Annotated in this window: 20 protein-coding genes; 13 read left to right on the forward strand and 7 right to left on the reverse strand. The window is 71.1% G+C overall.

Annotated features, from left to right (window positions below):
* Position 1 precedes the first annotated feature (1 nt).
* The 7 genes from ACFY1U_RS23845 (at position 2) to ACFY1U_RS23875 (ending at position 8,528) form a co-directional block, all read left to right on the forward strand.
* A complete protein-coding gene (locus ACFY1U_RS23845) occupies positions 2-970 on the forward strand; it encodes a carbohydrate ABC transporter permease (RefSeq protein ID WP_390696137.1) in 969 nt (322 codons plus the stop codon).
* Positions 967-1,839 (forward strand): carbohydrate ABC transporter permease, encoded by an 873-nt coding sequence (locus ACFY1U_RS23850; RefSeq protein ID WP_390696138.1) that lies wholly within the window; start codon positions 967-969, stop codon positions 1,837-1,839. The genes ACFY1U_RS23845 and ACFY1U_RS23850 overlap by 4 nt, the downstream gene beginning before the upstream one ends.
* A 31-nt stretch (positions 1,840-1,870) precedes the next feature.
* Positions 1,871-4,741 (forward strand): glycoside hydrolase family 2 TIM barrel-domain containing protein, encoded by a 2,871-nt coding sequence (locus tag ACFY1U_RS23855; protein ID WP_390696139.1) that lies wholly within the window; start codon positions 1,871-1,873, stop codon positions 4,739-4,741.
* A gap of 89 nt (positions 4,742-4,830) precedes the next feature.
* Positions 4,831-5,913 carry an MFS transporter gene (locus ACFY1U_RS23860; RefSeq protein ID WP_390696418.1) on the forward strand — a complete coding sequence of 361 codons (1,083 nt, stop codon included), beginning with the start codon at positions 4,831-4,833 and terminating at the stop codon, positions 5,911-5,913.
* The gene (locus tag ACFY1U_RS23865; RefSeq protein WP_390696140.1) at positions 5,910-6,917 is read left to right on the forward strand and encodes an ATP-binding cassette domain-containing protein; all 1,008 of its coding nucleotides are present in this window, start codon (positions 5,910-5,912) and stop codon (positions 6,915-6,917) included. The genes ACFY1U_RS23860 and ACFY1U_RS23865 overlap by 4 nt, the downstream gene beginning before the upstream one ends.
* 1 nt (position 6,918) lies before the next feature.
* Entirely contained in the window at positions 6,919-7,722 is an 804-nt protein-coding gene (locus ACFY1U_RS23870) for an ABC transporter permease (RefSeq protein WP_390696141.1), read from the forward strand.
* 5 nt (positions 7,723-7,727) lie between these two features.
* Positions 7,728-8,528 (forward strand): ABC transporter permease, encoded by an 801-nt coding sequence (locus ACFY1U_RS23875; protein ID WP_390696142.1) that lies wholly within the window; start codon positions 7,728-7,730, stop codon positions 8,526-8,528.
* 13 nt (positions 8,529-8,541) lie between these two features.
* Here the strand turns inward: ACFY1U_RS23875 and ACFY1U_RS23880 are convergent, their stop codons facing one another.
* The 4 genes from ACFY1U_RS23880 to ACFY1U_RS23895 all read right to left on the reverse strand — a co-directional run bounded on the left by ACFY1U_RS23880 (position 8,542) and on the right by ACFY1U_RS23895 (position 11,490).
* Positions 8,542-9,732: an MFS transporter gene (locus tag ACFY1U_RS23880; protein WP_390696419.1), complete on the reverse strand. Its 1,191-nt coding sequence runs from the start codon at positions 9,730-9,732 to the stop codon at positions 8,542-8,544.
* Between the two features lie 201 nt (positions 9,733-9,933).
* Complete coding sequence (locus ACFY1U_RS23885; RefSeq protein ID WP_390696143.1) at positions 9,934-10,653, reverse strand: hypothetical protein; 720 nt, start codon at positions 10,651-10,653, stop codon at positions 9,934-9,936.
* A 7-nt stretch (positions 10,654-10,660) separates the two neighbouring features.
* Positions 10,661-11,296 (reverse strand): sigma-70 family RNA polymerase sigma factor, encoded by a 636-nt coding sequence (locus ACFY1U_RS23890; RefSeq protein ID WP_390696144.1) that lies wholly within the window; start codon positions 11,294-11,296, stop codon positions 10,661-10,663.
* Complete coding sequence (locus tag ACFY1U_RS23895; protein WP_390696145.1) at positions 11,293-11,490, reverse strand: hypothetical protein; 198 nt, start codon at positions 11,488-11,490, stop codon at positions 11,293-11,295. Before ACFY1U_RS23895 ends, ACFY1U_RS23890 begins: the two co-directional genes overlap by 4 nt.
* Positions 11,491-11,872: 382 nt before the next feature.
* On the opposite strand from ACFY1U_RS23895, the gene ACFY1U_RS23900 reads away from it, so the two are divergent.
* Positions 11,873-12,337, forward strand: coding sequence for a hypothetical protein (locus ACFY1U_RS23900; protein ID WP_390696146.1), 465 nt, complete (start codon positions 11,873-11,875; stop codon positions 12,335-12,337).
* On the opposite strand, the gene ACFY1U_RS23905 is transcribed toward ACFY1U_RS23900, so the two are convergent.
* The gene (locus tag ACFY1U_RS23905; protein WP_390696147.1) at positions 12,338-13,252 is read right to left on the reverse strand and encodes an NAD-dependent epimerase/dehydratase family protein; all 915 of its coding nucleotides are present in this window, start codon (positions 13,250-13,252) and stop codon (positions 12,338-12,340) included.
* Between the two features lie 171 nt (positions 13,253-13,423).
* Here ACFY1U_RS23905 and ACFY1U_RS23910 point away from each other — a divergent pair, with 171 nt between their 5' ends.
* The 4 genes from ACFY1U_RS23910 to ACFY1U_RS23925 are packed head-to-tail and all read left to right on the forward strand — an operon-like array spanning position 13,424 to position 17,048.
* Complete coding sequence (locus ACFY1U_RS23910) at positions 13,424-14,032, forward strand: TetR/AcrR family transcriptional regulator (RefSeq protein ID WP_390696148.1); 609 nt, start codon at positions 13,424-13,426, stop codon at positions 14,030-14,032.
* Complete coding sequence (locus tag ACFY1U_RS23915; RefSeq protein WP_390696149.1) at positions 14,025-14,849, forward strand: alpha/beta fold hydrolase; 825 nt, start codon at positions 14,025-14,027, stop codon at positions 14,847-14,849. Before ACFY1U_RS23910 ends, ACFY1U_RS23915 begins: the two co-directional genes overlap by 8 nt.
* 29 nt (positions 14,850-14,878) lie before the next feature.
* Complete coding sequence (locus ACFY1U_RS23920) at positions 14,879-16,270, forward strand: hypothetical protein (RefSeq protein ID WP_390696150.1); 1,392 nt, start codon at positions 14,879-14,881, stop codon at positions 16,268-16,270.
* 46 nt (positions 16,271-16,316) lie between these two features.
* A complete protein-coding gene (locus ACFY1U_RS23925) occupies positions 16,317-17,048 on the forward strand; it encodes a hypothetical protein (protein ID WP_390696151.1) in 732 nt (243 codons plus the stop codon).
* 10 nt (positions 17,049-17,058) lie between these two features.
* Here the strand turns inward: ACFY1U_RS23925 and ACFY1U_RS23930 are convergent, their stop codons facing one another.
* Positions 17,059-17,478: an NUDIX hydrolase gene (locus ACFY1U_RS23930; protein WP_390696420.1), complete on the reverse strand. Its 420-nt coding sequence runs from the start codon at positions 17,476-17,478 to the stop codon at positions 17,059-17,061.
* A gap of 346 nt (positions 17,479-17,824) precedes the next feature.
* Here ACFY1U_RS23930 and ACFY1U_RS23935 point away from each other — a divergent pair, with 346 nt between their 5' ends.
* On the forward strand, positions 17,825-18,826 hold the full coding sequence (locus tag ACFY1U_RS23935; protein WP_390696152.1) for an esterase/lipase family protein: 1,002 nt from the start codon (positions 17,825-17,827) through the stop codon (positions 18,824-18,826).
* A 344-nt stretch (positions 18,827-19,170) separates the two neighbouring features.
* On the opposite strand, the gene ACFY1U_RS23940 is transcribed toward ACFY1U_RS23935, so the two are convergent.
* Positions 19,171-20,877, reverse strand: coding sequence for a DUF2264 domain-containing protein (locus ACFY1U_RS23940; protein WP_390696153.1), 1,707 nt, complete (start codon positions 20,875-20,877; stop codon positions 19,171-19,173).
* Between the last annotated feature and the right edge of the window lie 30 nt (positions 20,878-20,907).

Here is a 20,907-nt window from a genome sequence, read left to right on the forward strand (position 1 = left end):
CATGTCGACCACCACCACCCGCGGGGTCGCCCGCCCCGCCGCGGCCAAGCCCTCCAAGGCCCGGCCGCGGCGGGGGCTCACGGCGAACAACACCCTCAACTTCTGGCTCTTCACCGGCCCGTTCCTCCTCGGCCTGGTGATCTTCGTCTTCGTTCCCATCGGCTGGAGCATCTGGCTCAGCTTCTTCGACGCCCGCTTCACGGTCACACCCAGCCATTTCGTCGGCTTCGACAACTACCGGCAGATGCTGACGAACAGCGACTTCACCGGCTCGCTGGTGACGTTCACCGTCTTCGCCGCCTTCATCGTGCCCACCACCTGGGCACTCTCGCTGGGCCTGGCCCTGCTGGTGCACCGGCTGCGGTTCATGCGCGCGTTCTTCCGCTCGGTGTTCTTCCTGCCCACCGCGTGCAGTTACGTCGCCGCCGCGCTGATCTGGAAGATGTCGATCTTCAACGGCGTCCGTTTCGGCCTGGCCAACACGGTCATCGGCTGGTTCGGCGCCGACAACGTCGCCTGGGTGTCCAACCCGAGCCCGCCGTGGTACTGGCTGGTCATCCTGACCGTCCGTCTGTGGCTGCAGGCCGGTTTCTACATGATCCTCTTCCTGGCGGCGCTGCAGAACATCCCGGCAGAGCTGTACGAGGCCGCCGCGATCGACGGGGCCAAGCCGGGCTGGCAGACGTTCCGTCACATCACGCTGCCCCAGCTGCGGGCCACCTCCACCGCGGTGATCCTGCTGCTGCTCGTCGCCGCCTACCAGGCGTTCGACGAGTTCTACAACATCATCACGACCAGGGCGACCTGGGGCCAGACGCCCCTGATGGTCCTCTACAAGACGGCCCTCGGCGCCAACCAGGACTACGGTTCCGGCAGTGCGGGTGCCGTCATCCTGACGGTGCTGATCTGTGCCGTCACCCTGCTGCAGGGCAAGTTCATGGGCTTCGGAAGGGGGGAGGAGTCCAAGTGACCACCACCGCACCCCAGGTCGGCGAGGAACGCCGGATCAAGCGCGGGGGCCTCCTCGGCAACACCGGTCTCTACGTCGCCGTCGGCATCGCCGCGGTGCTCTTCCTGATTCCGTTCTATCTGATCGTCCGCAACGCCCTGTCCACGGACCAGGAGATCACAGGCGAGAACTGGCAGTTCTTCCCCACAAGTCTCCAGTGGGGCAACATCTCCGAGCTGTTCGACGACCCGACCGTCGACTTCGCGCAGTCCATGTGGAACTCGCTGGTCGTCGCCGTTCTCATGACCGCAGGCATCCTGCTGGTCTGTTCCCTGGCCGGATACGGTCTCGCCCGCATCCCCTACCGGCACGCCAACAAGGTGTTCTACGCGGTCCTCGCCACCCTGATGGTGCCCACGGCCGTCACCTTCGTGCCCAGCTTCGTGCTCGTCTCGTCACTCGGCTGGGTGGACACCTACCGGGGCCTGATCATTCCGGGCCTGTTCAGCGGTTTCACCTGTTTCCTCTTTCGGCAGTACTTCCTCGGGTTCCCGAAGGAACTGGAGGAGGCGGCGCGGGTGGACGGGCTGAGCTACTGGACGGCGTACTGGCGGATCGTCGTGCCCAACTCGCTGAACTTCTTCGCCGCGATGGCCACGATCACGTTCATCAACGGCTGGAACGCCTTCCTGTGGCCACTGGTCATCGGCCAGGACCCGAGCGCCTGGACCGTCCAGGTGGCGCTCTCCTCGTACATGACCAACCAGACGGTCAACTACCACCTGATCTTCATGGCCACCGCCATTTCCATCCTGCCCCTCGTGCTCGTGTTCCTCTTCCTCCAGCGCTGGCTGGTCCAGGGGATCGCGCAGACCGGCATCAAGGGCTGACGCCCACCTCACCATCACGACCTGGAGACCGATGACTTCCCGTACCACGGCCATCGACTACGTCGAGGACGTCTCCCCCGGCAGCGGCGCCCTCCCGCCCCGCGCCTGGTACCCGTCCTCCGACGCCAAGTCGCTTTCCCTGAACGGCAGTTGGCGCCTGCGCGTCTCGCCGACCATCGACGCCGAGGACGACTCGTTCGCCGAGCCCGGATTCGACGCCGACGGCTGGCCCGAGGTCACGGTCCCCGGTCACTGGGTCCTCCAGGGCGACGGCGCCTTCGGCCTGCCCATCTACACCAACCACCTCTACCCCTTCCCGGTCGACCCGCCGCACGTCCCGACGGAGAACCCGACCGGCGACCACCTGCGCGTCTTCGACCTGCCCGCGGACTGGCCGGCCGACGGCGGGGCCGTCATCCGGTTCGACGGCGTCGAGTCCTGCGCCCGCGTCTGGCTGAACGGCACGGACATCGGCGAGTTCAAGGGCTCCCGGCTGCCGCACGAGTTCGCGGTCGGGCACCTGCTGAAGCCGAGCGGCAACGTACTCGCCGTACGCGTGCACCAGTGGTCCGCGGGCTCCTACCTGGAGGACCAGGACCAGTGGTGGCTGCCCGGCATCTTCCGTGACGTGACGCTGCTGCACCGCCCGGCCGGCAGCGCCCTCGACTTCTTCGTGCACGCCTCCTACGACCACGTCACGGGCGAGGGCACCCTGCGCGTCGACTCCGACGTCGACGGACGGGTGACCGTGCCCGCCCTGGACATCGATGTCGCCACGGGTGAGCCGGTGACGGTCCCGGTCCAGGCGTGGACGGCCGAGACGCCGAAGCTGTACGACGGCGTGCTGGCGACCGAGGGCGAGCGCGTCCCGCTGCGCATCGGCTTCCGGACCGTCGTCCTCGAGGACGGTCTCATCAAGGTCAACGGCAAGGCGGTCCTCTTCAAGGGCGTCAACCGCCACGAGTGGCACCCCGACAAGGGACGCGCCCTGGACCTCGAGACCATGCGTGAGGACGTGCTGCTGATGAAGCGGCACAACGTCAACGCGGTCCGCACCTCCCACTACCCGCCGCACCCGGCCTTCCTCGACCTGTGCGACGAGTACGGCCTGTGGGTCATCGACGAGTGCGACCTGGAGACCCACGGCTTCACCGAGCAGGCCTGGCGGGACAACCCGGTCGACGACGACCGCTGGACGCCTGCCCTCCTCGACCGCGCGGCCCGCATGGTCGAGCGGGACAAGAACCACCCGTCGGTCGTCATCTGGTCACTGGGCAACGAGGCCGGCACCGGGCGCGGCCTCACCGCCATGGCCGAGTGGATCCACGGCCGGGACTCCTCGCGCCTCGTGCACTACGAGGGCGACTGGAACTGCCGGGACACGGACATGTACTCGCGGATGTACGCCTCCCACGCCGAGGTCGAGCAGATCGGTCAGGAGCTCGACGGGGGCACGCACAAGCGGCGCGGACTCCCCTTCATCCTCTGCGAGTACGCCCACGCCATGGGCAACGGCCCCGGCGGACTCGCCGACTACCAGCGACTGTTCGAGACGTACGAGCGTCTCCAGGGCGCCTTCGTGTGGGAGTGGATCGACCACGGCATCGCCCACCCCGAGCTGGGCTACGCCTACGGCGGCGACTTCGGTGAGGAGCTGCACGACGGGAACTTCGTCTGCGACGGACTGCTCTTCCCGGACCGGACTCCGTCACCGGGCCTTGTGGAGTTCAAGAAGGTCGTCGAGCCGGTCGGCATCGAGGGCGACGGCTCCGCCGGCACCGTACGGGTGACGAACAAACAGGACTTCGCCGACCTGTCCGCCTTTGCGTTCGAGTGGTCCTACCAAGTGGACGGCGAGACGGTCGAGTCGGGCTCCCTGTCGGTGCCCGCGCTCGCCCCGGGCGAGTCGGGCGAGGTGAAGCTGCCCGAACCGCCCGCCGGCGGTGGTGGCGGCGAGACGCAGTGGACGGTGCGGGCCTCGCTCGCGGCCGGCACGGCGTGGGCGCCCAAGGGACACCCGGTGGCGTGGGGGCAGTTCGCGGTGGCCGCGCGGCCGCTGCCGAGGGTTGCCGCGACCGACGGACCCGTCCTCGGCGAGCGGGTCATCACGCTGGGCCCGGCGTCCTTCGACGCCCGCACCGGTGCGCTGAGGACCGTCGGCGGGGTCGCGGTGAACCGTCTGCGCCTCGACGTGTGGCGGGCGACCACCGACAACGACGAGGGCGCCGAGTGGCAGACCGACACGCGCTACGCGGAGCTGTGGCGCAAGTACGGCCTGCACCGCATGCGGCACCGGCTCGACGGTGTGGAGCTCGGCGACGACGCGCTGACCGTACGGACCCGGGTGGCCCCCGCCGCCTGGGAGTTCGGCCTGGCGACCGTGTACCGCTGGACGTCCGACGGCAACCGGCTGAAGCTGACCGTCTCGGTGAGCCCGGAGGGTGAGTGGACGGTGCCGCTGCCGCGGCTCGGCGTCCGCTTCGGGCTGGACGCGAGCGCCGATCGCGTGCGCTGGTTCGGCGGCGGTCCCGGTGAGGGGTACGCGGACACCAAGTCGGCCTCGCAGCTCGGTCGTTGGGAGTCCACGGTGGACGGACTGCAGACGCCTTACCTGCGCCCGCAGGAGAACGGCGCCCGCGCCGACGTCCGCTGGGCGGAGATCGGCGGGCTGCGCATCGAGGGCGACCCGGAGTTCTCCTTCAGCGCCCGCCGCTGGACCACCGAACAGCTGGACGCGGCCTCGCACCGCACCGACCTCACGCCCGGTGACACCGTGTGGGTCAACCTCGACCACGGCCTGCACGGCATCGGCACCGGGTCCTGCGGCCCGGGCGTGCTGCCGCAGTACAGCCTGCGCGCCGAGCCGGCCGAGTTCTCCTTCGTGTTCTCGGAGATCAGTTGACGGACACGGAGATACGGTCCACCGCGGCCGGCCGGCTCTTCAGCCGGCCGGCCGCGGTCGCGTCCTGCCTCGGCTTCGTCCTCATCGGCATGCTCCAGGCGCTGTACGGCCCCTCGGTGCCGGGCCTGCGTGCGGAGTTCGGCCTGTCCCCGTCCGGTGCCGGGCTCGGTCTGAGCCTGCACTTCACAGGCGGCGTCGCGGGCGTCCTGGCCTTCAACGCGATCCACTCGCGGATCAGCAACAGGGCGCTGCTGGCGGTGAGCTACGGCCTGATGGCGCTGGGCGGCGCGGGCTTCGCGCTCGCCCCGGACTGGCCCCTCGCGCTCGGCGCCGCCTTCCTCGGCGGCCTCGGCTTCGGGGGCATCGACTACGGCCTCAACCAGCTGTTCGCGGTCGGCTTCGGGGACCGTTCCACGGCCATGCTGAACGTGCTCAACGCCCACTTCGGCATCGGGGCGGTGCTCGGTCCCGCGGTGGTGGCCTGGCTGGGCGCGTACGCGTACGCGTACGCCTTCGGCGCGTGTGCCGTGCTGGCCGCGGTGCTGGTCCCGCTGGGATCGAGCGGGGTACGCACCCGCCCGGCCGAGCCGCCGGAGAAGGAACAGCAACCCGGATCGTCGGGCGGCCTGCACCGCATCCTCGTCGGCTTCCTCGCCCTGTACATCCTGAACGTCGGCGTGGAGGCGGGTGTGGGCGGCTGGGAGCCCACGCATCTGGAGACCGTCGGCTACAGCGCGACCGTGGCCGCCTCGGCGACCTCCGTGTACTGGCTGATGATGACGGCGGGCCGCTTCCTCGTCGTGCCGATCACCCTGAAGTACTCCCCCGAGCGGATCCTGACGATCTGCGCGGCCGGCATGACGGTGTGTCTGCTGCTGGCACGTGTAAAAGGAGTGGCGCCGGTGGCCTACGCCGGTGTTGGGTTGTTCATCGCGCCGGTCTTCCCGACCGGACTGCCCTGGCTGAACAGGGCGCTTCCCCAGGCGAGGCGCGCCGGTGCCTGGGTCATCGCCGCGTCGATGACCGGCGGAGTGGCGGCTCCCCCGCTGCTGGGGGCGGGCATCGAGGCCTCGGGCATCCACGCCGTCCCCTGGCTGCTGACCGCGCTCTCCGCCGCCTCGCTCGCGGCGACCGTCTGGCTGATCCAGCTCACCCGGAGGTTCATCGAGTGATCGGCAGTATCGAGGTCCGCTCCCTCTCGCGCTCCTTCCACACCACCGTGCGCCGGCCGGGTTTCGCCGGCGCGCTCAGATCCCTCGTCAACCCGGAGCGGGCCGTCAAGCACGCCGTCTCCGACATCAGCTTCGACGTCGCCCCGGGCGAACTCCTCGCCCTGCTGGGCCCGAACGGCGCGGGCAAGTCCACCACCATCAAGATGCTCACGGGCATCCTCACGCCCACCTCCGGCGAGGCCCGGGTGGCGGGCGTCGTGCCGTACAAGGAGCGGGAGCGCAACGCCCGCAACATCGGCGCCGTGTTCGGGCAGCGCACCCAGTTGTGGTGGGATCTGCCGGTCAAGGAGTCGTTCGCGATCCTGCGGGACATCTACGACGTGCCGAACGCCGAACACGCCGTACGGCTGCGGGAGTTCGACGACATCCTGGAACTGTCCGCCTTCTGGGACACCCGCGTCCGCCATCTCTCCCTCGGCCAGCGGGTGCGCTGCGACCTGGCGGCCGCGCTGCTGCACGACCCGCCGGTCGTCTTCCTCGACGAGCCGACCATCGGCATGGACGTCGTGGTCAAGGAGCAGGTGCGGGAGTTCCTGCGGCACCAGGTCGAGGAGCGCGGCCGTACGGTGCTGCTGACGACGCACGACATGACGGAGGTCGAGCGGCTCGCCGAGCGGGTCGTCCTGATCAACCACGGGCGGCTCGTCCTCGACGGCTCTCTCGACGAGATCCGCCGCAAGTTCGGCTCGACCTGGCAGGTGCGGGCGACGCTCGCCGACGGGCACACCGACGTCGTACCGCCCCCGGGCATCGCACTGCTGCGGCAGGACGGCCCGCGGGTGGTGTTCGGTCCGGACGGACCCGAGGCTCCCACGGTCCACCAGGCGCTCAAGGCGGTCATCGAGCGGTACGAGGTGACCGGCATCGCCATCGACGAGGCGGATCTGGAGGACGTGATGCGGGTCGCGTACGCGCATGCGGAACCCGCGGCGGAAGGGGTCTGACATGGCCGTTCTGCACGCGTGGCGGGCGGCCCGCGTCACCCCGCTCGGCGAGCTGCACGCCCCGCCCCGGATGACGGCCGTCCTGGTCCGGCTGGTCGTCCAGGTCGTCCTGGTCGCGTCACTGTGGAGCGGCCTGTACGCGAACACCACCGTGACGGCCGGCATGAGCCGCGAGCAGGCCATCACGTACGCCGTGCTGGCCGTGCTCGCCTCCCGGCTGCGGGAGCTGGACCAGTACGCGGGCCGGGACACCGTCATCCAGCACATGCACTTCGGCACCATCGTCTACTGGTACCTGCGCCCGCTGTCCCCCGCCCGCTACCACGCGCTGCGCGCCCTCGGCGAGCAGGTCTACGGGGCCGCGTGGGTGCTCGCCGGTTACGCGGTGTGCCTCGCAGCCGGAGTGATCGAGCCGCCCAGGTCGGCTGCCGTCGCCGGGGTGTTCGTGGTCAGCCTGCTGCTCGGGCAGCTGGTTCTGTACCACGTCATGCTCCTGCTGGACCAGATGTGCTTCTGGACCGTGCGCAACACCGCCGCCATGCTGATCCTGATCTTCGCGCAGAACCTGATGTCCGGGGTGTACGCCCCGCTGTGGTTCTTCCCCGAGTGGTTCCGCACCCTGAGCGCCTTCCTGCCCTTCCAGGCGACGCTCAACGTGCCGCTGTCCCTCTACGTGGGCCGGATCCAACTGTCCGGCGCGGGCGGGCAGCTGGCGATCCAGGCCGGCTGGGCCGTGCTGCTCCACCTGTTCACCCGGTTCCTGTGGCGGCGGGCCGCCCGCCGTGTGATCTCCCAGGGAGGCTGAGGTCCGTGAACGCCGTCCGGATCGCCTGGCGCATCACGCGCCTCAATTTCCGCTCCCAACTGGAGTACCGCACCGAGTTCCTGCTGATGGTCGCGATCGGCGCGATCTGGCAGGTGTCGGTGATCGTGTTCGCGACCGTGCTGCTGACCCGGTTCACCGGGATGGGCGGCTGGGACAGCTCGGACGTGCTGCTGATCCCGGCGACACGGATGCTGGCCCACGGGTTGTTCGTGCTGTGCCTGGGCCGGGTGCACCAGCTCGGCCGGTTCGTCCAGGAAGGGAAGATCGACATCTATCTGCTGCGGCCGATGCCGGTCCACCGGCAGGTGCAGCTGCAGTTCTTCCCCACCAACGCCTTCGGCGATCTGACGGTCGCCGTCGGTCTGATGGTCGGCGCCCTGTCCCGCAGCCACCTCGACTGGACGGCCGGGCGGGTCACGTATCTCATCGCCTGTGTGCTCGGCGCCATGCTGCTGGAGGCCGCCCTGTTCACGGCGGTCGCCTGTGCCGCGCTGCGTTTCCCGGCCGCGGACTACTGGGGCCGCTGGCTGGAGGAGCTGCTCGGCACCTTCGGCAGCTATCCGCTGAACGTGCTGCCCAAGGCGGTGGGCGGGTTCCTCACCTTCGGTCTGCCGCTCGCGTTCGTCGCCTACTTCCCGGCCGCGGTGCTCACCGGACACGGACACGACACGGGCGTCCCGTACTGGCTGGCGGCGGCCTCCCCGCTGCTCGGCGTGCTCGCCTACCTCGGGGCACGGCTGCTGTGGCGCTGGAGCCTCGACCACTACACGGGGGTGAACGGATGACCTCGTACGCCGTTCACCCCGACCGTCGTATCGGCGTGAACAGGGCCGCGACCGCGATCAGTACGCAGCAGCCGCCCGCCACCACACCCACCGCGGCCGTGCCCTGCCGCTGCGCCGACCAGGTGAGCACGGCCGCGCCGATCGGGGCCGCGGAGTAGTGGAGGGTCCAGAAGGCTGAGGTGACCCGGCCGAGCAGGGGCTCGGGGGTGATCTCCTGCCGCAGGGACATGGAGCAGGTGCCCGCGACGGCGATGCACGCCAGGAAGACCGCGCCGAGGACGGCCACCGCGCGGACGTCCCGCGCCCAGCCCAGGCCGGCGAAGGCGAGCCCGCACACCGCGACCGCGACCGTCCAGGTCCGCCCGAAACCGAGCCGGCGGCGGATCCGGGCGACGAGCAGCGAACCGGTGATGGTGCCGAGCGCACCGCAGGCCATGACGGTGCCGACCGTGCCGTCGTCGTGGCCGAGGTCATGCTTGAGGTGGTAGATGACCAGATCGGTCAGGCCGAGGGTGAGGAAGCTGAAGACGAAGAGAAGCGCGGTGAGGGAGCGCAGGACCGGGTGGCCGTAGAGAAAGGACGCCCCGGTACGCAGGTCCCGCCAGAGGCCGGTGCGCCCGGGCGGGTTCTCGTCGCGGGGGCGGGCACGGAACCGTACGAGGAGCATGCAGGCCGCCGACACCCCGAAGCTCGCCGCGTCCACGCCGACGGCGGCGGCCGGGCCGGTCCAGGCGGCGACGAGTCCCGCGCCCAGCGGTCCCATCACCCCGGCCCCGGCGGCCGTGGCATTCAGGCGGCCGTTGGCCTCCGTCAGCCGGTCGCCGGCGACCAGGCTGCGGACGACGGTGACGTAGCCGACGGCGAAGAACGTGCCGACGGCCTCGCACAGCGGCAGCACCACGTACAGCAGCCACAGCTGCGGTCCGAACAGCCACACGGCGGGGATCAGCCCGTACAGCAGCATCCGTACGAGGTCGCAGGCGATCAGGAGTCTGCGGCGGTCGGCACGGTCCACCACGACCCCGGCGAACACCGCCGCGAGAACGGCGGCGGCCGTGCCCACCGCCGTCAGCAGCCCCATACGGGCGATCGAACCGGTGGCCTGGAGGACCAGCAGGGGCAGGGCGATCAGGGCGAAGGCGTCGCCGAGGACGGACAGGGTCTGGGCGGCCCAGAAGACACCGAAGTCCCGCTGCCGCCACAGGGGTCGGGCAGACGGGCGCGTGGTCTCGGGTGTGCTGCTCCGGGGCCCGCGGCTGTCGGACTCGCCGTCACCGTTGCCGGACTCGCCGTCCTGCCTGCGTACCTCGTGCGTCACGCACTCCCCCTCACCGCCTCACGCTCCCCCTGGCCCGGCAACCCTATGTCCGTCCCGATCTCCGGCAACCGAATTTCGGGCCGCCGTTCACGCGGTGACCAGGTCGTCCCAGTGGTCGGCGAGCGCGGGGATGGGCTGCGGGACGGGGCCGAGGCCTCCGTCGTACGGTGCCTCCAGTTCGTCGACCGCGTCCTTGACCGCCCGTTCGGAGACGGCCGGCGGCACGGGAGGAAGCGTGTAGCGGACGCCCGGGCCGTCGCAGGCGTGGGGAGTGGTGTCGGCGTGGTGCGGTACGGGTGTGTAGCTGGTCCAGTCGAGGCTGTTGAGGCGGTGGATCTGGTCGGCCCAGTGCTGGGCGTCACGCATGTCACCGCGACGCAGATGGAGCAGATACAGGCACAGGGCGGCGGTGACGCTGCCGGCGCCGGCGGTGTAGCGCCACCAGAACTGGGCGCCCTCCTCCTGGTCGGCGAGGTACAGCAGACAGGCGAAGGTGAGGGCGCCGTCGGGGTCGCGTTCGGTGTCGAAGGCGGTGATGCGGCGGGCGGCACCGTGGTGGTGGACGGTGCCGCGGCACAGCAGGCGCAGGTCGTGCGCCGCCTGTTCGTGCAGGGCGGCCGGGAGCGGGTTGGCCCCGGCGGTGCGGCCGCAGTGCGCGGCGGTGTTGAGGAACCGCATCCAGCGCAGCTCGTGCAGGTCGCGGGCGAGGTCGTGCCGGGCGGCTTCCAGGTCGGCGTAGCCGTACTCGCCCCGGAAGACGCGGGAGCGGCGCAGGGCCTCCTCGATGCTGCGCGGGGTGCGGTTCACGGGTGGGTCACTCCTTCTCTTCGCCGGCGGTGTCGGGGGCGCTCTCGGTCCGGTAGCCCATGGCGGTCGCGAGCCGGTGGATCGCGGTGCGCCGGGTGGACCGGACGGTGGCCTCACGGATGCCCAGGATCAGCGCCGTGTCCCTGGTGTCGAACTCGAGCACGTCACGCAGCAGGATCACGTCGAACTGGCGCTCGCTCAGCCGTGACATCTGGCGGAACAGGCCCAGCCCTTCCTCGAGTTCGGCGATCTCCTCCCCGTACTCGGCCTGGAAGGCGCTGCGGAAGGCGCCGAGCAGGGGTGCGCTGGCCGCACGGATGGCCCGTGCGAAGGCAAGCGTCTCGGTCGTGGCGGGGCTGCGGCCCTGGGCGGTGAGTTCGCCGTGGACGCGCTGCTTGAACAGGGCCCAGGCGTAGGCGCCGGGGTTCTCCATGGCCTCCAGGCGGGGCCAGATGGTGGCCAGGTACAGGAAGGTGCGGTTGACCAGCCGACGGGCTGCGAGCGCGTTGCCGCCGAGGTGGATGCGGCTGTACTCGAAGCACGCGCGGTCGTAGCGGGCGTGGAAGTCCCAGAACTCGGGCGGCATGACGAAGTCGGAACTGCGCCTCGTGCGGCCTGCGGGGTCGGGTTGCGGGCTGGTCATCGGTGGCCTCCTTCGGTCCAGGAGGCCGGGGCGGGGGGTGTCGGAACGGGGGGAGGCTGCTGTTCGCTCAGGGCGAGGGCCCCGACGCGGACTCCGGCGCCGAGCAGACGCCGCACTAAGAACCACACGTCGGGCGCGTACGAGCGCGCCACGGCGGCGAAGGCCAGCACGAGGCTGACTACGTCGTAGTTCACAGTGACTGTTTTCCTTCTCTTTCAGACAGTGCCCTTACCGCCCGGTCCCCCGCACTGGACGGGCCTGGCACCTAGAGCCTCGTTGCTCTGGGAAACAGACAACCGGACGCGCCCCGGAAAACGTGCAGTCCTTCGAACAGATCTTTATAACGGAGGGTAGCTTTCCGCTGACTGTTGGCCAGGGGCGAATTCACAGCCGCGCACCGCCACGGCCCGCCGACCCTCGCACCTCATGCGCCACCCCTGCCGAACTGCGCATCCGCCGAAAGCGAAGAACTTCGAACGCCGTTTGCGCGAACGTGACTTGGTGCGCCGCTTTTAGCGGTGTGCCGTAGGTCACAGCCGTACGTGCGGGGTGCGGCCCGCCACGGAGGATGGGGACATGTACACGCCCTTCGAGGAACCCATGCCCCGCCAGGTCCAGCCCGGCGAGTACCCCGTGCTGGACGAGGCCCTCGCCCTGGTCAACCGGGATGTCGCCGCGACTCTGCCGGAGCAGGGGCCGCTGCGGCTCATGGCCCTGCCGCACTGGGAGGAGGGCGAGCCGGAGAATGTGTACGTCACCCTGCCCAACGGGGAGTGGTGGGGCAACCCGCTCTGGCAGGGCTACCCCGGCTCGCGCCGCGAGGCGCCTCTCGCCGCCCTGGCCGCCGTCGCCGAGGCGGCGCAGGACACCGTCGCCGAGTGCCTGTGGCAGGCCTGGCCGGTGTGTACCGTGCACGACCTCGGGATGCACCTGGGCGAGAACGACGGGCGGCCCGTGTGGCGGTGCGTAGGCGCCAGGCAGGACCCGGAGCACGTACGGGCGGCGGTCGGGGAGCTCGACACCGTCCACCGGGGGCGGTGATCACACCAGCTCTTCGCGGAACCCCTGGCGCCAGGACGGGTACCGCGGCTCCCAGCCCAGCTCCCGCCTCGCCTTGGCGTTGGAGAAGCCGCGGCCCTCGGTCATCATCGCGACCACCATCTCGCCGGCCAGCAGCCGCGCCAGCCATGCCGGGAGCCGCCGCGGCGGCTTGGCCCCGGCACACTGCGCGAGATACGGCAGCCACTCAGCGACCGGCGCCGGCTCGTCGTCGACGATGTTGAAGACACCCCTCGCCTTCTGCTCCACGGCCAGGACGGTGGCGCTCGCCGCGTCGTCGAGATGCACCCACGAGGTGTAGCCGGTGCCGCCCCCGACGAGCGGGAACATCCGCTTGCGCACCATCTTCACCTGATCGTCGTTGGCGCCCGGCCCGTAGAACGCGCCGTAGCGCAGGGCCGCACCGCCGGCCCCGACGACGGCGTCCTCGAGGTGGCTGAGCGCCTTGGTCCCCTCCACCGTCTGCAGCGGTTCCTCCTCGGTCTTGACCCAGCCGCCCGCACGGTTCCCGTTGAAGCTGGCGTGGCTCTGCGCGACGACATGGGAGACGCCGGTGGCCTCGGCGGCGGCCAGCAGATGGTCGATCCCCTCGGTGCGGAGCCGGTTGGTGGTGGCGAAGAACCGCTCGGCCTTCCTCATGTCGGGCTTGCCCGCGTGCACTTCGGAAAGGCCGGTCATCTGATGCACGATCACGTCCGGCCGGGCCCCGGCCACCGCCTGACCGACCGCCACCGCGTCCAGCCCGTCCATCACGACCCCTTCGGCACCCAGCCGCGTCAGCAGGTCCAGCTTGGCCGGACTCGTCGTCGTGGCCGTCACCTGATGCCCCCGGGCCACCAACTGCCCCACCAGCCGCCGTCCCAGGACCCCGCTCCCGCCTGCCACGAACACCCGCATGACCATCACCTTCCTGATCCCGAACCTGATTCCGAACCTGATTCCGAAGCCTTCTTCGAGACCTGGGACGAGACAGCCCGGCCGCCTGTGACACGGGAGGTAAATCGGTCGACGAGAGACAGCTGGGCACACTAGGTTTCTTCCTAGGGCTCCTAGGAAGGGAAGCGATCCATGGCCAGAGCCGGACTCACCCCCGCGCGCATCGTCGCGGCCGCAGCCGACCTCGCCGACGAGGTCGGCTTCGAGAACGTCACTCTGTCCGCCCTGGCCCGCCACTTCGGCGTGAAGGACGCGAGCCTCTACTCGCACATCAGGAACCTCGACGACCTCCGCACCCGCCTGGCGCTGTTCGCGGGCGCCGAGCTGATCGACCGTATCGCCGTCGCGGTCGCCGGACGTGCCGGCAAGGACGCGCTGGCCGCCTTCGCAGGCGCCTACCGGGAGTACGCGCTGGAGCGGCCCGGGCGGTACGCCGCCACCCAGATCCGTATGGACCAGGCGCTGATCGCCGCCTCCCCCGACTTCCGCCGCACCGCCGAGATCACCTACGGCATGCTCCGCGCCTACGGCCTGGAGGAACCCGATCTCACCGATGCCGTACGCCTGTTGCGCAGCACCTTCCACGGCTACTGCGCCCTGGAGGCCACCGGCGGCTTCGGCGCCGCACGCGATGTACGCAAGTCCTGGGACAAGGCCGTCGACGCCCTGCATGTGACGCTCGAGAACTGGCCCCGGGAGAAGAGCAGCGAGCACAACAGCGAGGAGCGGAGCGATGGCTGAGGACCTGCATTACGACGTACGGGGCACGGGGCCCGTCCTGCTGATCGTCCCGGGTGGGGCCGGGCATCCCGCGGGATTCGCCCCGCTGACGGAGGTGCTCGCCGACCGCTTCACCGTCGTGACGTACGACCCCCTGGGGCTCGCCCACGGGCGGCTCGGCGAACCCGTCGGCGACCAGCGGGTGGAGGAGTGGAGCGACGGGGCGCGCCGCGTCCTCGACGAGGTTCTCGCCGAGGGCGAGTCCGCGTACGTCTTCGGGACCAGTTCCGGCGGTATCGCCGTCCTCGACCTGCTCGCCCGGCACCCCGAGCGGCTGCGGCACGTCGTCGCGCATGAGCCGCCGTGCGTGGGTGTGCTCCCGGACGGGATACGGCAGCAGGCCGTGTTCCAGGAGGTGTACGACACGTATCGCGCCGCCGGGCTGCAAGCGGCCGCCGTCACGATGGGCGCCGTACTCGCCGGACAGGAGCCGCAGGAGAGCCCGTCGGGTCAACCCCTCTCCCGCGACGAGGAGTTGGGCATCCCGATGGCCCTCTTCCTCGCCCATGTACTGCGGCAGTTCACCTCGTACACCCCCGACCTCCCCGCGCTCACCGCCTCCGCCACCCGCCTCACCCTCGCCGCGGGAGCCGACTCCCGCGGTCAGCTCCTCCACCGCACCGCCCGGTTCCTCGCCGAGCACTGCGGCAACGGCATCCGCTTCGTCGAGTTCCCGGGCGGGCATGTCGGTGTGGCAGAGCATCCCGTCGCCTTCGCCGAGCTGCTCGCCAAGACGCTGCTCGCAGGCGGCGGCACACCCGTCCCGCTGACCACTTAGACTGGAAGCTTCGGGGGAGGGAGCGTGCCTTGTCTCAACAGCAGCTGGGACGCGGTCCCTTGAGATCGGACGGCACCGCACCGGAACCCGGCGGGCCGAGCGAGGCCGCGCGGTTCGTCGGCTGGCTGGGCAGCCTCGGCTGCGCCGCCGCCGGGTACGCCGTGTTCCAGTTCCTGTTCGGGGTGCTGCCCGGCTCCCTGGGCGGGGAGGCCGCCAAATACCTGATCTCCGGGGTCAGCGGGATCGGGACCGGTGTGGCCGCCTGGCTCGCAGCGGCACTGCTCCGGGCCCGGGCGGCGGCAGGACCACCCAGACCGGCCGTCACAGCCCCCGTAGCCGCGGAGTCCTCCGCGCCCGGACCGCTCCCCCAGGTCTTCGCGGCCGCGTACGGCACGCTCGTCGACAAGGTGTGCGTGGTCGACGACCCGGCCCGCGGGCGGCTCACCGGCTGGTCGCACTCCCTCGGCGAGAGCAGCCCGCCCCGCCCCACCTCCGTCGGCACCGCGTACGGCCTGCACATCATGCTCGACTTCGGCGTCCCCGACGGACGGCTGCGCACCGGGGATCTCGTGGACACGCTCTGGCGGCTGCGGCTGCCCGCCGGGGGCTGGTCCGCACGGTCGCAGGGCGCGGAGCCACGCCCCGAGGTCACCGCGCTGGTGCTGGGCGCGCTGGCCCGGGCGGGGGCGTCCGGCGAGCCGCTGGCGGAGGAGGTGGGCCGCTGCACGGCCGGCTTCACCCGCGAACTCGACCGCGCCGGGCGGGAGTCGACCCATGTGGTGACGACCGTGCTGCGCGGGCTGCTGCGCGCCGCGCCCGGCTCCGCCGTACTGCCCGTGCTGCGCGAGGCCCTGGCCGACGGGGCGATCAGCGACCCGCGCCGTGAGCATCTGCGCTGCTGGAGCTACCGTCTCGACCCGCCGTACGGCATGCCCTCCGCCCTGCACACCGCACAGGCGGTGGTGGCCCTCGACCGGGCCGCCCGGGTGCTGGACGAACCCGAGGGCGCGGGCGCCCGCTCCGCCCGCGAGGACGGGGTGCGCTGGCTGCTGGCCTGCGCCGGCGCGACCCACACGCACTGCCCTGACCTGCGGAACCTGCGCGAGGAGGTGCGCCGCCCCCGCACCGACGACCCCGAGCGCCACGAGGTGCTGAACGTACGGCACTTCACCGCCTCCTGGGTGCTGCGCGCGCTGATGACCCCGGGCGCCCGCGAGGTCGCGGCGCAGGACGGTCTCGAGGAGGCGTGGCGGGAGCGGCTGGACGGCGCGGCGGCCGCCGTGTGGGCCGGGCAGACGGACGGGATCTGGTCCTGGGGCCGGACCGACAGCAGTGAGCTGCGGCATCCCATGTGGATGACCTACCAAGGTCTTTCGGCGCTGCGGGCACATGCCGTATGGATGTATCGACCGGAAGAATGAACCGGAAGCGGTAACCCGGGAGCAGTGAGCGCGGAGGTATGTGTGCATGGGCGGTCGGCAGGTTCTGGCGGCGCGACGACTGCTGGCCGGGACGCTGGACGGTGAACTGCCCGAACACGAACGGGTCGCCGCGGCCCGCTCTGTGGTCGCCGAACTCGGTTCGCCCGAGCGGCTGTTGGAGCTGATCGCCGAACTGGCCTCCGGGGAGGGCGATCCGGAAGGGTGCGCCCGGCTCTCGTACCGGCACGTCCTCGGCTTCGACAAGCTGCTGCTGATCGACGGCGGGCCGCGGCACATGCTGCGCGCCCATCTGTGGCACCCGGGCGCCGGCGCGATCGGCAAGGAGGACATCCACAACCACCGTTCCCCGCTCGCCTCTCATGTCGTGCGCGGGCGGCTCGCCATGGAGTTGTACGACGTGGAGGGCGGCGGCAGGGACGGCATCACGGCCGCCCGGTACGAGGAGTCACTGAAGGAGGGTTCGGCGGACTGGCTGCTGGAGCCCGCCGGTCCCGCGCGGCTGCGGCTGACGCATGTGGGGCAGTACGCGGCGGGCAGCGCATACGCCCTGCCCGCGCACACCCTGCACCGCGCCTGGTGCGACACGGACGTACCCACGGTGACGCTGTTCCTGGAGACGGGGAGCGGACGGCGGCAGCACACCGACGTGTTCACCGCGGCGGGACCGCATCCGGGCGCCGTACCGAAGGTGCCGCTGGAGACGGACGACTACCTGGCGGCGCTGAGCGGACTCGCCGAGCTGCTCAGAAGCTCATGAGGTCAGGCCTTCAGGAGTTCATGAAGGCCTGGTCCACGATGTCGAGGTTGTACTCGTCGATCTCGACCGTGGTCAGCTCGGAGCGTGCGAGCCAGGCGTAGGACTGGTCGGCCCGAGGGAGGGTGATCTCCTCGCTCAACGGCCTGACCAGGAAGTTCTCCTGCCAGTTCTTGATCTCGTGCCCTCGGTACTCGCTGACGAAGGACGACTCGCCGACCTTGCGGACGACCTCACCGAGGAGCCCCGTCTCCTCCTTCAGCTCCCGCAGCGCTCCGTCCCGGGCGCTCTCCTCCGGATCGATCTTGCCGCAGGGGACGCCCCACACTCCGGGGAGGAACTTCTCCGTCTCACTGCGGCGGACCAGGAGCACCCGGCCCTCGTCGTCCATGACGACGGCAGCCGCCAGTCGCTTGTCGCCGGGGATGTCCATGTCCATGGTTCCTCGGTCCCTCGCCGGAGATGAGTCCAAAGGGTCTGATACCCACGAAAGTCCTCACTCTACCAAGGACTCACCGCCGAGCGCTGTGAGCCGGGTCATGAGAGGCCGCCCACCGCGTCGCCCGCCGGCCGCGCCTCCGGCGGCATCCCTTCGTCGGCCGAACTGTCACGCCCCAGGCGTTCGTCTCCGCCGGGTTGCGACAGGACACGGGCCGGACGGGTGAAAACCTGCTGCTCCATGAGTGGTGTTGCGCGCGGTCGTCGAGCACACCGCTGAAGCCGCTCCTCGATCATCTCCGCGTCGGCCTTCTGCCGGCCCTGAGACGAGGAGTGGCGCGATGACGGATCGGAATGTCTCCCGGAATCGGTCGGGCGGGCGGCGCGCCAGGTGGGCCACGGTCGGTGCTGGGCTCGCCCTGGCGCTGGGCCTGGGGCAACAGGGCGCGGCGGTAGCGGCCGACAGCCCCGCACCTCCGCCCCCGCGCAGCCTCCTCGCCCTGCCCGCGGCGGCGGTCGGCGGACTCCTCGCCCCCGAGGCGGCGCCGCCCGGGGCCGACGACTGGAACTGCAAGCCCACGCGTGAGCATCCGCGCCCGGTCGTCCTGGTGCACGGAACCTGGGAGAACGCCCGTCTCAACTGGGGCCTGCTGTCGCCGTACCTGAAGCAGCAGGGCTACTGCGTCTTCGCCGTCAACTACGGCGGGGCGCCCGGCAGTCCGGTCAAGGCAACCGCGCACATCCCGGACTCGGCCCGGCAGATCGCCGCCTACGTCGACCGCGTGCTGCAGGCCACCGGGGCCAAGCAGGTCGACCTCGTCGGGCATTCGCAGGGGGGTGGTCTGACGCCCCGCTGGTATCTGCGGTTCGCGGGCGGCACGGATCCCGCGCACCCGAAGCGGAACAAGGTGCACAGCCTCATCGGCCTGGCACCCTCCAACCACGGCACGACCGGCTCCGGCCTCGGCGCACTGACCACCAAGCTGGGCCTCAACCAGCCGGTTTCCCTCGTCCTCGGCCAGGCGTACGCGGACCAGATGGTCGGCTCCGAGGTGAACAAGACCCTGGACCGGGACGGGGACACACAGCCGGGCGTCTCCTACACCGTCATCTCCACCAGGTTCGACGAGGTCGTCACCCCGTACACGCACCAGTTCCTGACCCCGGGACCGGGCGCGACCGTCAAGAACATCACGATCCAGGACGTCTGCCGCCAGGACCTCTCCGAACACGTCTCGATCGCCTACGACTCCAACGCCGCGCAACTCGTGCGCAACGCCCTCGATCCCGCCCACGCGAAGCCCGTCGACTGCGGCCTCACCCTGCCCGTGCTCGGCGGCTGACCCCGGCGGCGACCAGGGGACATTGCTGCGGCAAGAGGTCGCGACTGCCGCGCTCTTTCGGTGCCTGGTACGCCACGGCCGGTGCCGCGACCACGGCCGCAGGTGGCCTCTCGGTGACCACCACCTCGGTGAGTCGGGCGGCCAAGTTCCCCTGTCCGTCAGCGGGTACCACAACACCCGCGAGTGGACGCCGACGGCGACCGCGGTCGCATCGAACGGCACCCTGCGGGTGGCCTGGCCGGCCTCCGACGGCATCCATGTCGCCCCGCTGAGCTCCGCGGGCAGGCGCTCGGCTGCGGACACCGCCGTCAAGGGCGCCAAGGAGGTCGGCGGCGCACCGGGCCTCACCCTGCGGGACGGGACTCCTCGACGACGATCTCGGCCCCGGGTCCACCGAGCGACACCCGCACCTCGGGCCCCTCGCTCCAACGCACCGTCAACTCCCCGGCGCCGTCTGCCCGTACGCTCGCGGTCTCCCCCAGCGGCACGGGATCCTCCTCACCGGTCAGCCTCACCAGCGCGACGAAGAGGGTGTCGCCCTCGCCGCAGACCCCGGTGAGCTCGTCGGAGAGTCCGACGGCCGGCGACAGCTCGGCCCGCAGTCCCTCTGCCGCCGCCCACCCGGTCACCCGCACCTCCGTCCCCGGCTCGGCACCCGCGACCAGATGAGCCCGTACCTCCACGGCACCCCGCGCCAGCACGACGCTGGTCACCCGCGCTCCCCCACCCGCCGTGTGCCGCGAGGCCACCCACCCGTCGCCGACGCCCAACGGCTCGATCTCCGTGCGGCTCGGATCGTCGCCGACCCTCACACAGTTGTCGTACGACGCGGCCGGCTCCGTCACCGTCGAGTAGGCGAGGCGCGTGTAGTACGGGTCGTAGCGGACGTCCTCGCTGCCGTGGTTGTGGAGGCGGACCACGCCGTCCGAACGCGTGGACTGCAGAAGCCAGTTGGGGGCCGCGATCGGGGTGAGGGCGTCGGAGCGCTCCACCGGGCCCGGCTCCTCCGTCGCCGTCCACACCGGGTGGTCCGGCGGCAGGAGCAGGCCGAGGAAGCCCTTGCTCGCCCAGTACGGGGACGCGGGGCCCGAATAGCCTTGCAGGACCGCCGGGTCGGGACCGTGCCAGCCGAGGGTGAGCAGGCCGCGGGAGTCCAGCGCGCCTCGCTCCAGGAAGTACTTCAGGGCCCCCGAGGCCAGCCGCCGCGTCTGTCCCGGCGGCAGCGGCGTGTGCCCCGTCAGCGCGCCCAGCCACAGCGGCACCGTCGTCGCGAAGCGGTAGGTGAGCGAGCGGCCCTGGTGCATCGGGGCGCCGTCGCCGCCGAACAGGCGGGCGTAGTCCTCCAGATGGCGGGAGAGCCTGCCCCCGTACAGGTCGAGCAGCGCGGTGTCCTGCGCCAGCCAGGCGTGCAGCACCGGGTACAGGTGCATCGCCCAGCCGTTGTAGTAGTCGAACTTGCGGCCGTCGCCGTCGGTGTACCAGCCGTCGCCGACGTACCACTCCTCTATGCGCTCAAGGCCGCGGTCGATCGCCTTGCGGGAGGCTTCTGCCTCGTAACCGATGTCGGCGAGGAATCCGCCCACCGTCACCGGGAACAACTCCCAGTTGCAGGGCCAGGCTTCGGCGGTCAGCGCGTCCCCGAGCCAGGCGGCCGCCCGCTGTCGTACGCCGTCGTCGAGCCGGTCCCACAGCAGCGGGCGGGTCAGCCGCAGCGCGAGGGCGATCGACGCCGCCTCGACCAGGGGCTGGCTGCGGTCCTCGATCCGCGGCCAGACGCCCGCGACACCGGCCGCGAGCCCGTCGGCGTAGCGCTGCAGCGCGGTCTCGTCGCGGCGGAAGGCCGCGGCGAGCAGCGTACGGGCATAGCCCTCCAGGCCGTCGGAGAGCCGGCCGGACCAGCTCGTGCGGTCGCCGGGGAGGTGGTAGAGCGCGCCGCCCTGAGCGGCGTACGGCTCGACCGCGGCGAGCAGGGCGTCCGCGGCCGCCTCCCAGTGGGCTCGGGTGTAGCCGGTGTGCGGACTGACGGCGCGGTCCTCGGCAGGCAGGTGCATCGGTTCACTTCCAGGAGCGGCGGCGACGGA

The organism is Streptomyces sp. NPDC001351 (assembly GCF_042896045.1).
Taxonomy (GTDB): domain Bacteria; phylum Actinomycetota; class Actinomycetes; order Streptomycetales; family Streptomycetaceae; genus Streptomyces.

What these genes read in the sequence shown, in the direction of transcription:
- ACFY1U_RS23845 (WP_390696137.1), top strand. Translation starts at nt 2, where the DNA reads ATGTCGACCACCACCACCCGCGGGGTCGCCCGCCCCGCCGCGGCCAAG.
- ACFY1U_RS23910 (WP_390696148.1), top strand. Translation starts at nt 13,424, where the DNA reads ATGGCCAGAGCCGGACTCACCCCCGCGCGCATCGTCGCGGCCGCAGCC.
- ACFY1U_RS23860 (WP_390696418.1), top strand. Translation starts at nt 4,831, where the DNA reads ATGCTCCAGGCGCTGTACGGCCCCTCGGTGCCGGGCCTGCGTGCGGAG.
- ACFY1U_RS23915 (WP_390696149.1), top strand. Translation starts at nt 14,025, where the DNA reads ATGGCTGAGGACCTGCATTACGACGTACGGGGCACGGGGCCCGTCCTG.
- ACFY1U_RS23900 (WP_390696146.1), top strand. Translation starts at nt 11,873, where the DNA reads ATGTACACGCCCTTCGAGGAACCCATGCCCCGCCAGGTCCAGCCCGGC.
- ACFY1U_RS23925 (WP_390696151.1), top strand. Translation starts at nt 16,317, where the DNA reads ATGGGCGGTCGGCAGGTTCTGGCGGCGCGACGACTGCTGGCCGGGACG.
- ACFY1U_RS23870 (WP_390696141.1), top strand. Translation starts at nt 6,919, where the DNA reads ATGGCCGTTCTGCACGCGTGGCGGGCGGCCCGCGTCACCCCGCTCGGC.
- ACFY1U_RS23855 (WP_390696139.1), top strand. Translation starts at nt 1,871, where the DNA reads ATGACTTCCCGTACCACGGCCATCGACTACGTCGAGGACGTCTCCCCC.
- ACFY1U_RS23940 (WP_390696153.1), bottom strand. Translation starts at nt 20,877, where the DNA reads ATGCACCTGCCTGCCGAGGACCGCGCCGTCAGTCCGCACACCGGCTAC.
- ACFY1U_RS23905 (WP_390696147.1), bottom strand. Translation starts at nt 13,252, where the DNA reads ATGCGGGTGTTCGTGGCAGGCGGGAGCGGGGTCCTGGGACGGCGGCTG.
- ACFY1U_RS23930 (WP_390696420.1), bottom strand. Translation starts at nt 17,478, where the DNA reads ATGGACATCCCCGGCGACAAGCGACTGGCGGCTGCCGTCGTCATGGAC.
- ACFY1U_RS23890 (WP_390696144.1), bottom strand. Translation starts at nt 11,296, where the DNA reads ATGACCAGCCCGCAACCCGACCCCGCAGGCCGCACGAGGCGCAGTTCC.
- ACFY1U_RS23935 (WP_390696152.1), top strand. Translation starts at nt 17,825, where the DNA reads ATGACGGATCGGAATGTCTCCCGGAATCGGTCGGGCGGGCGGCGCGCC.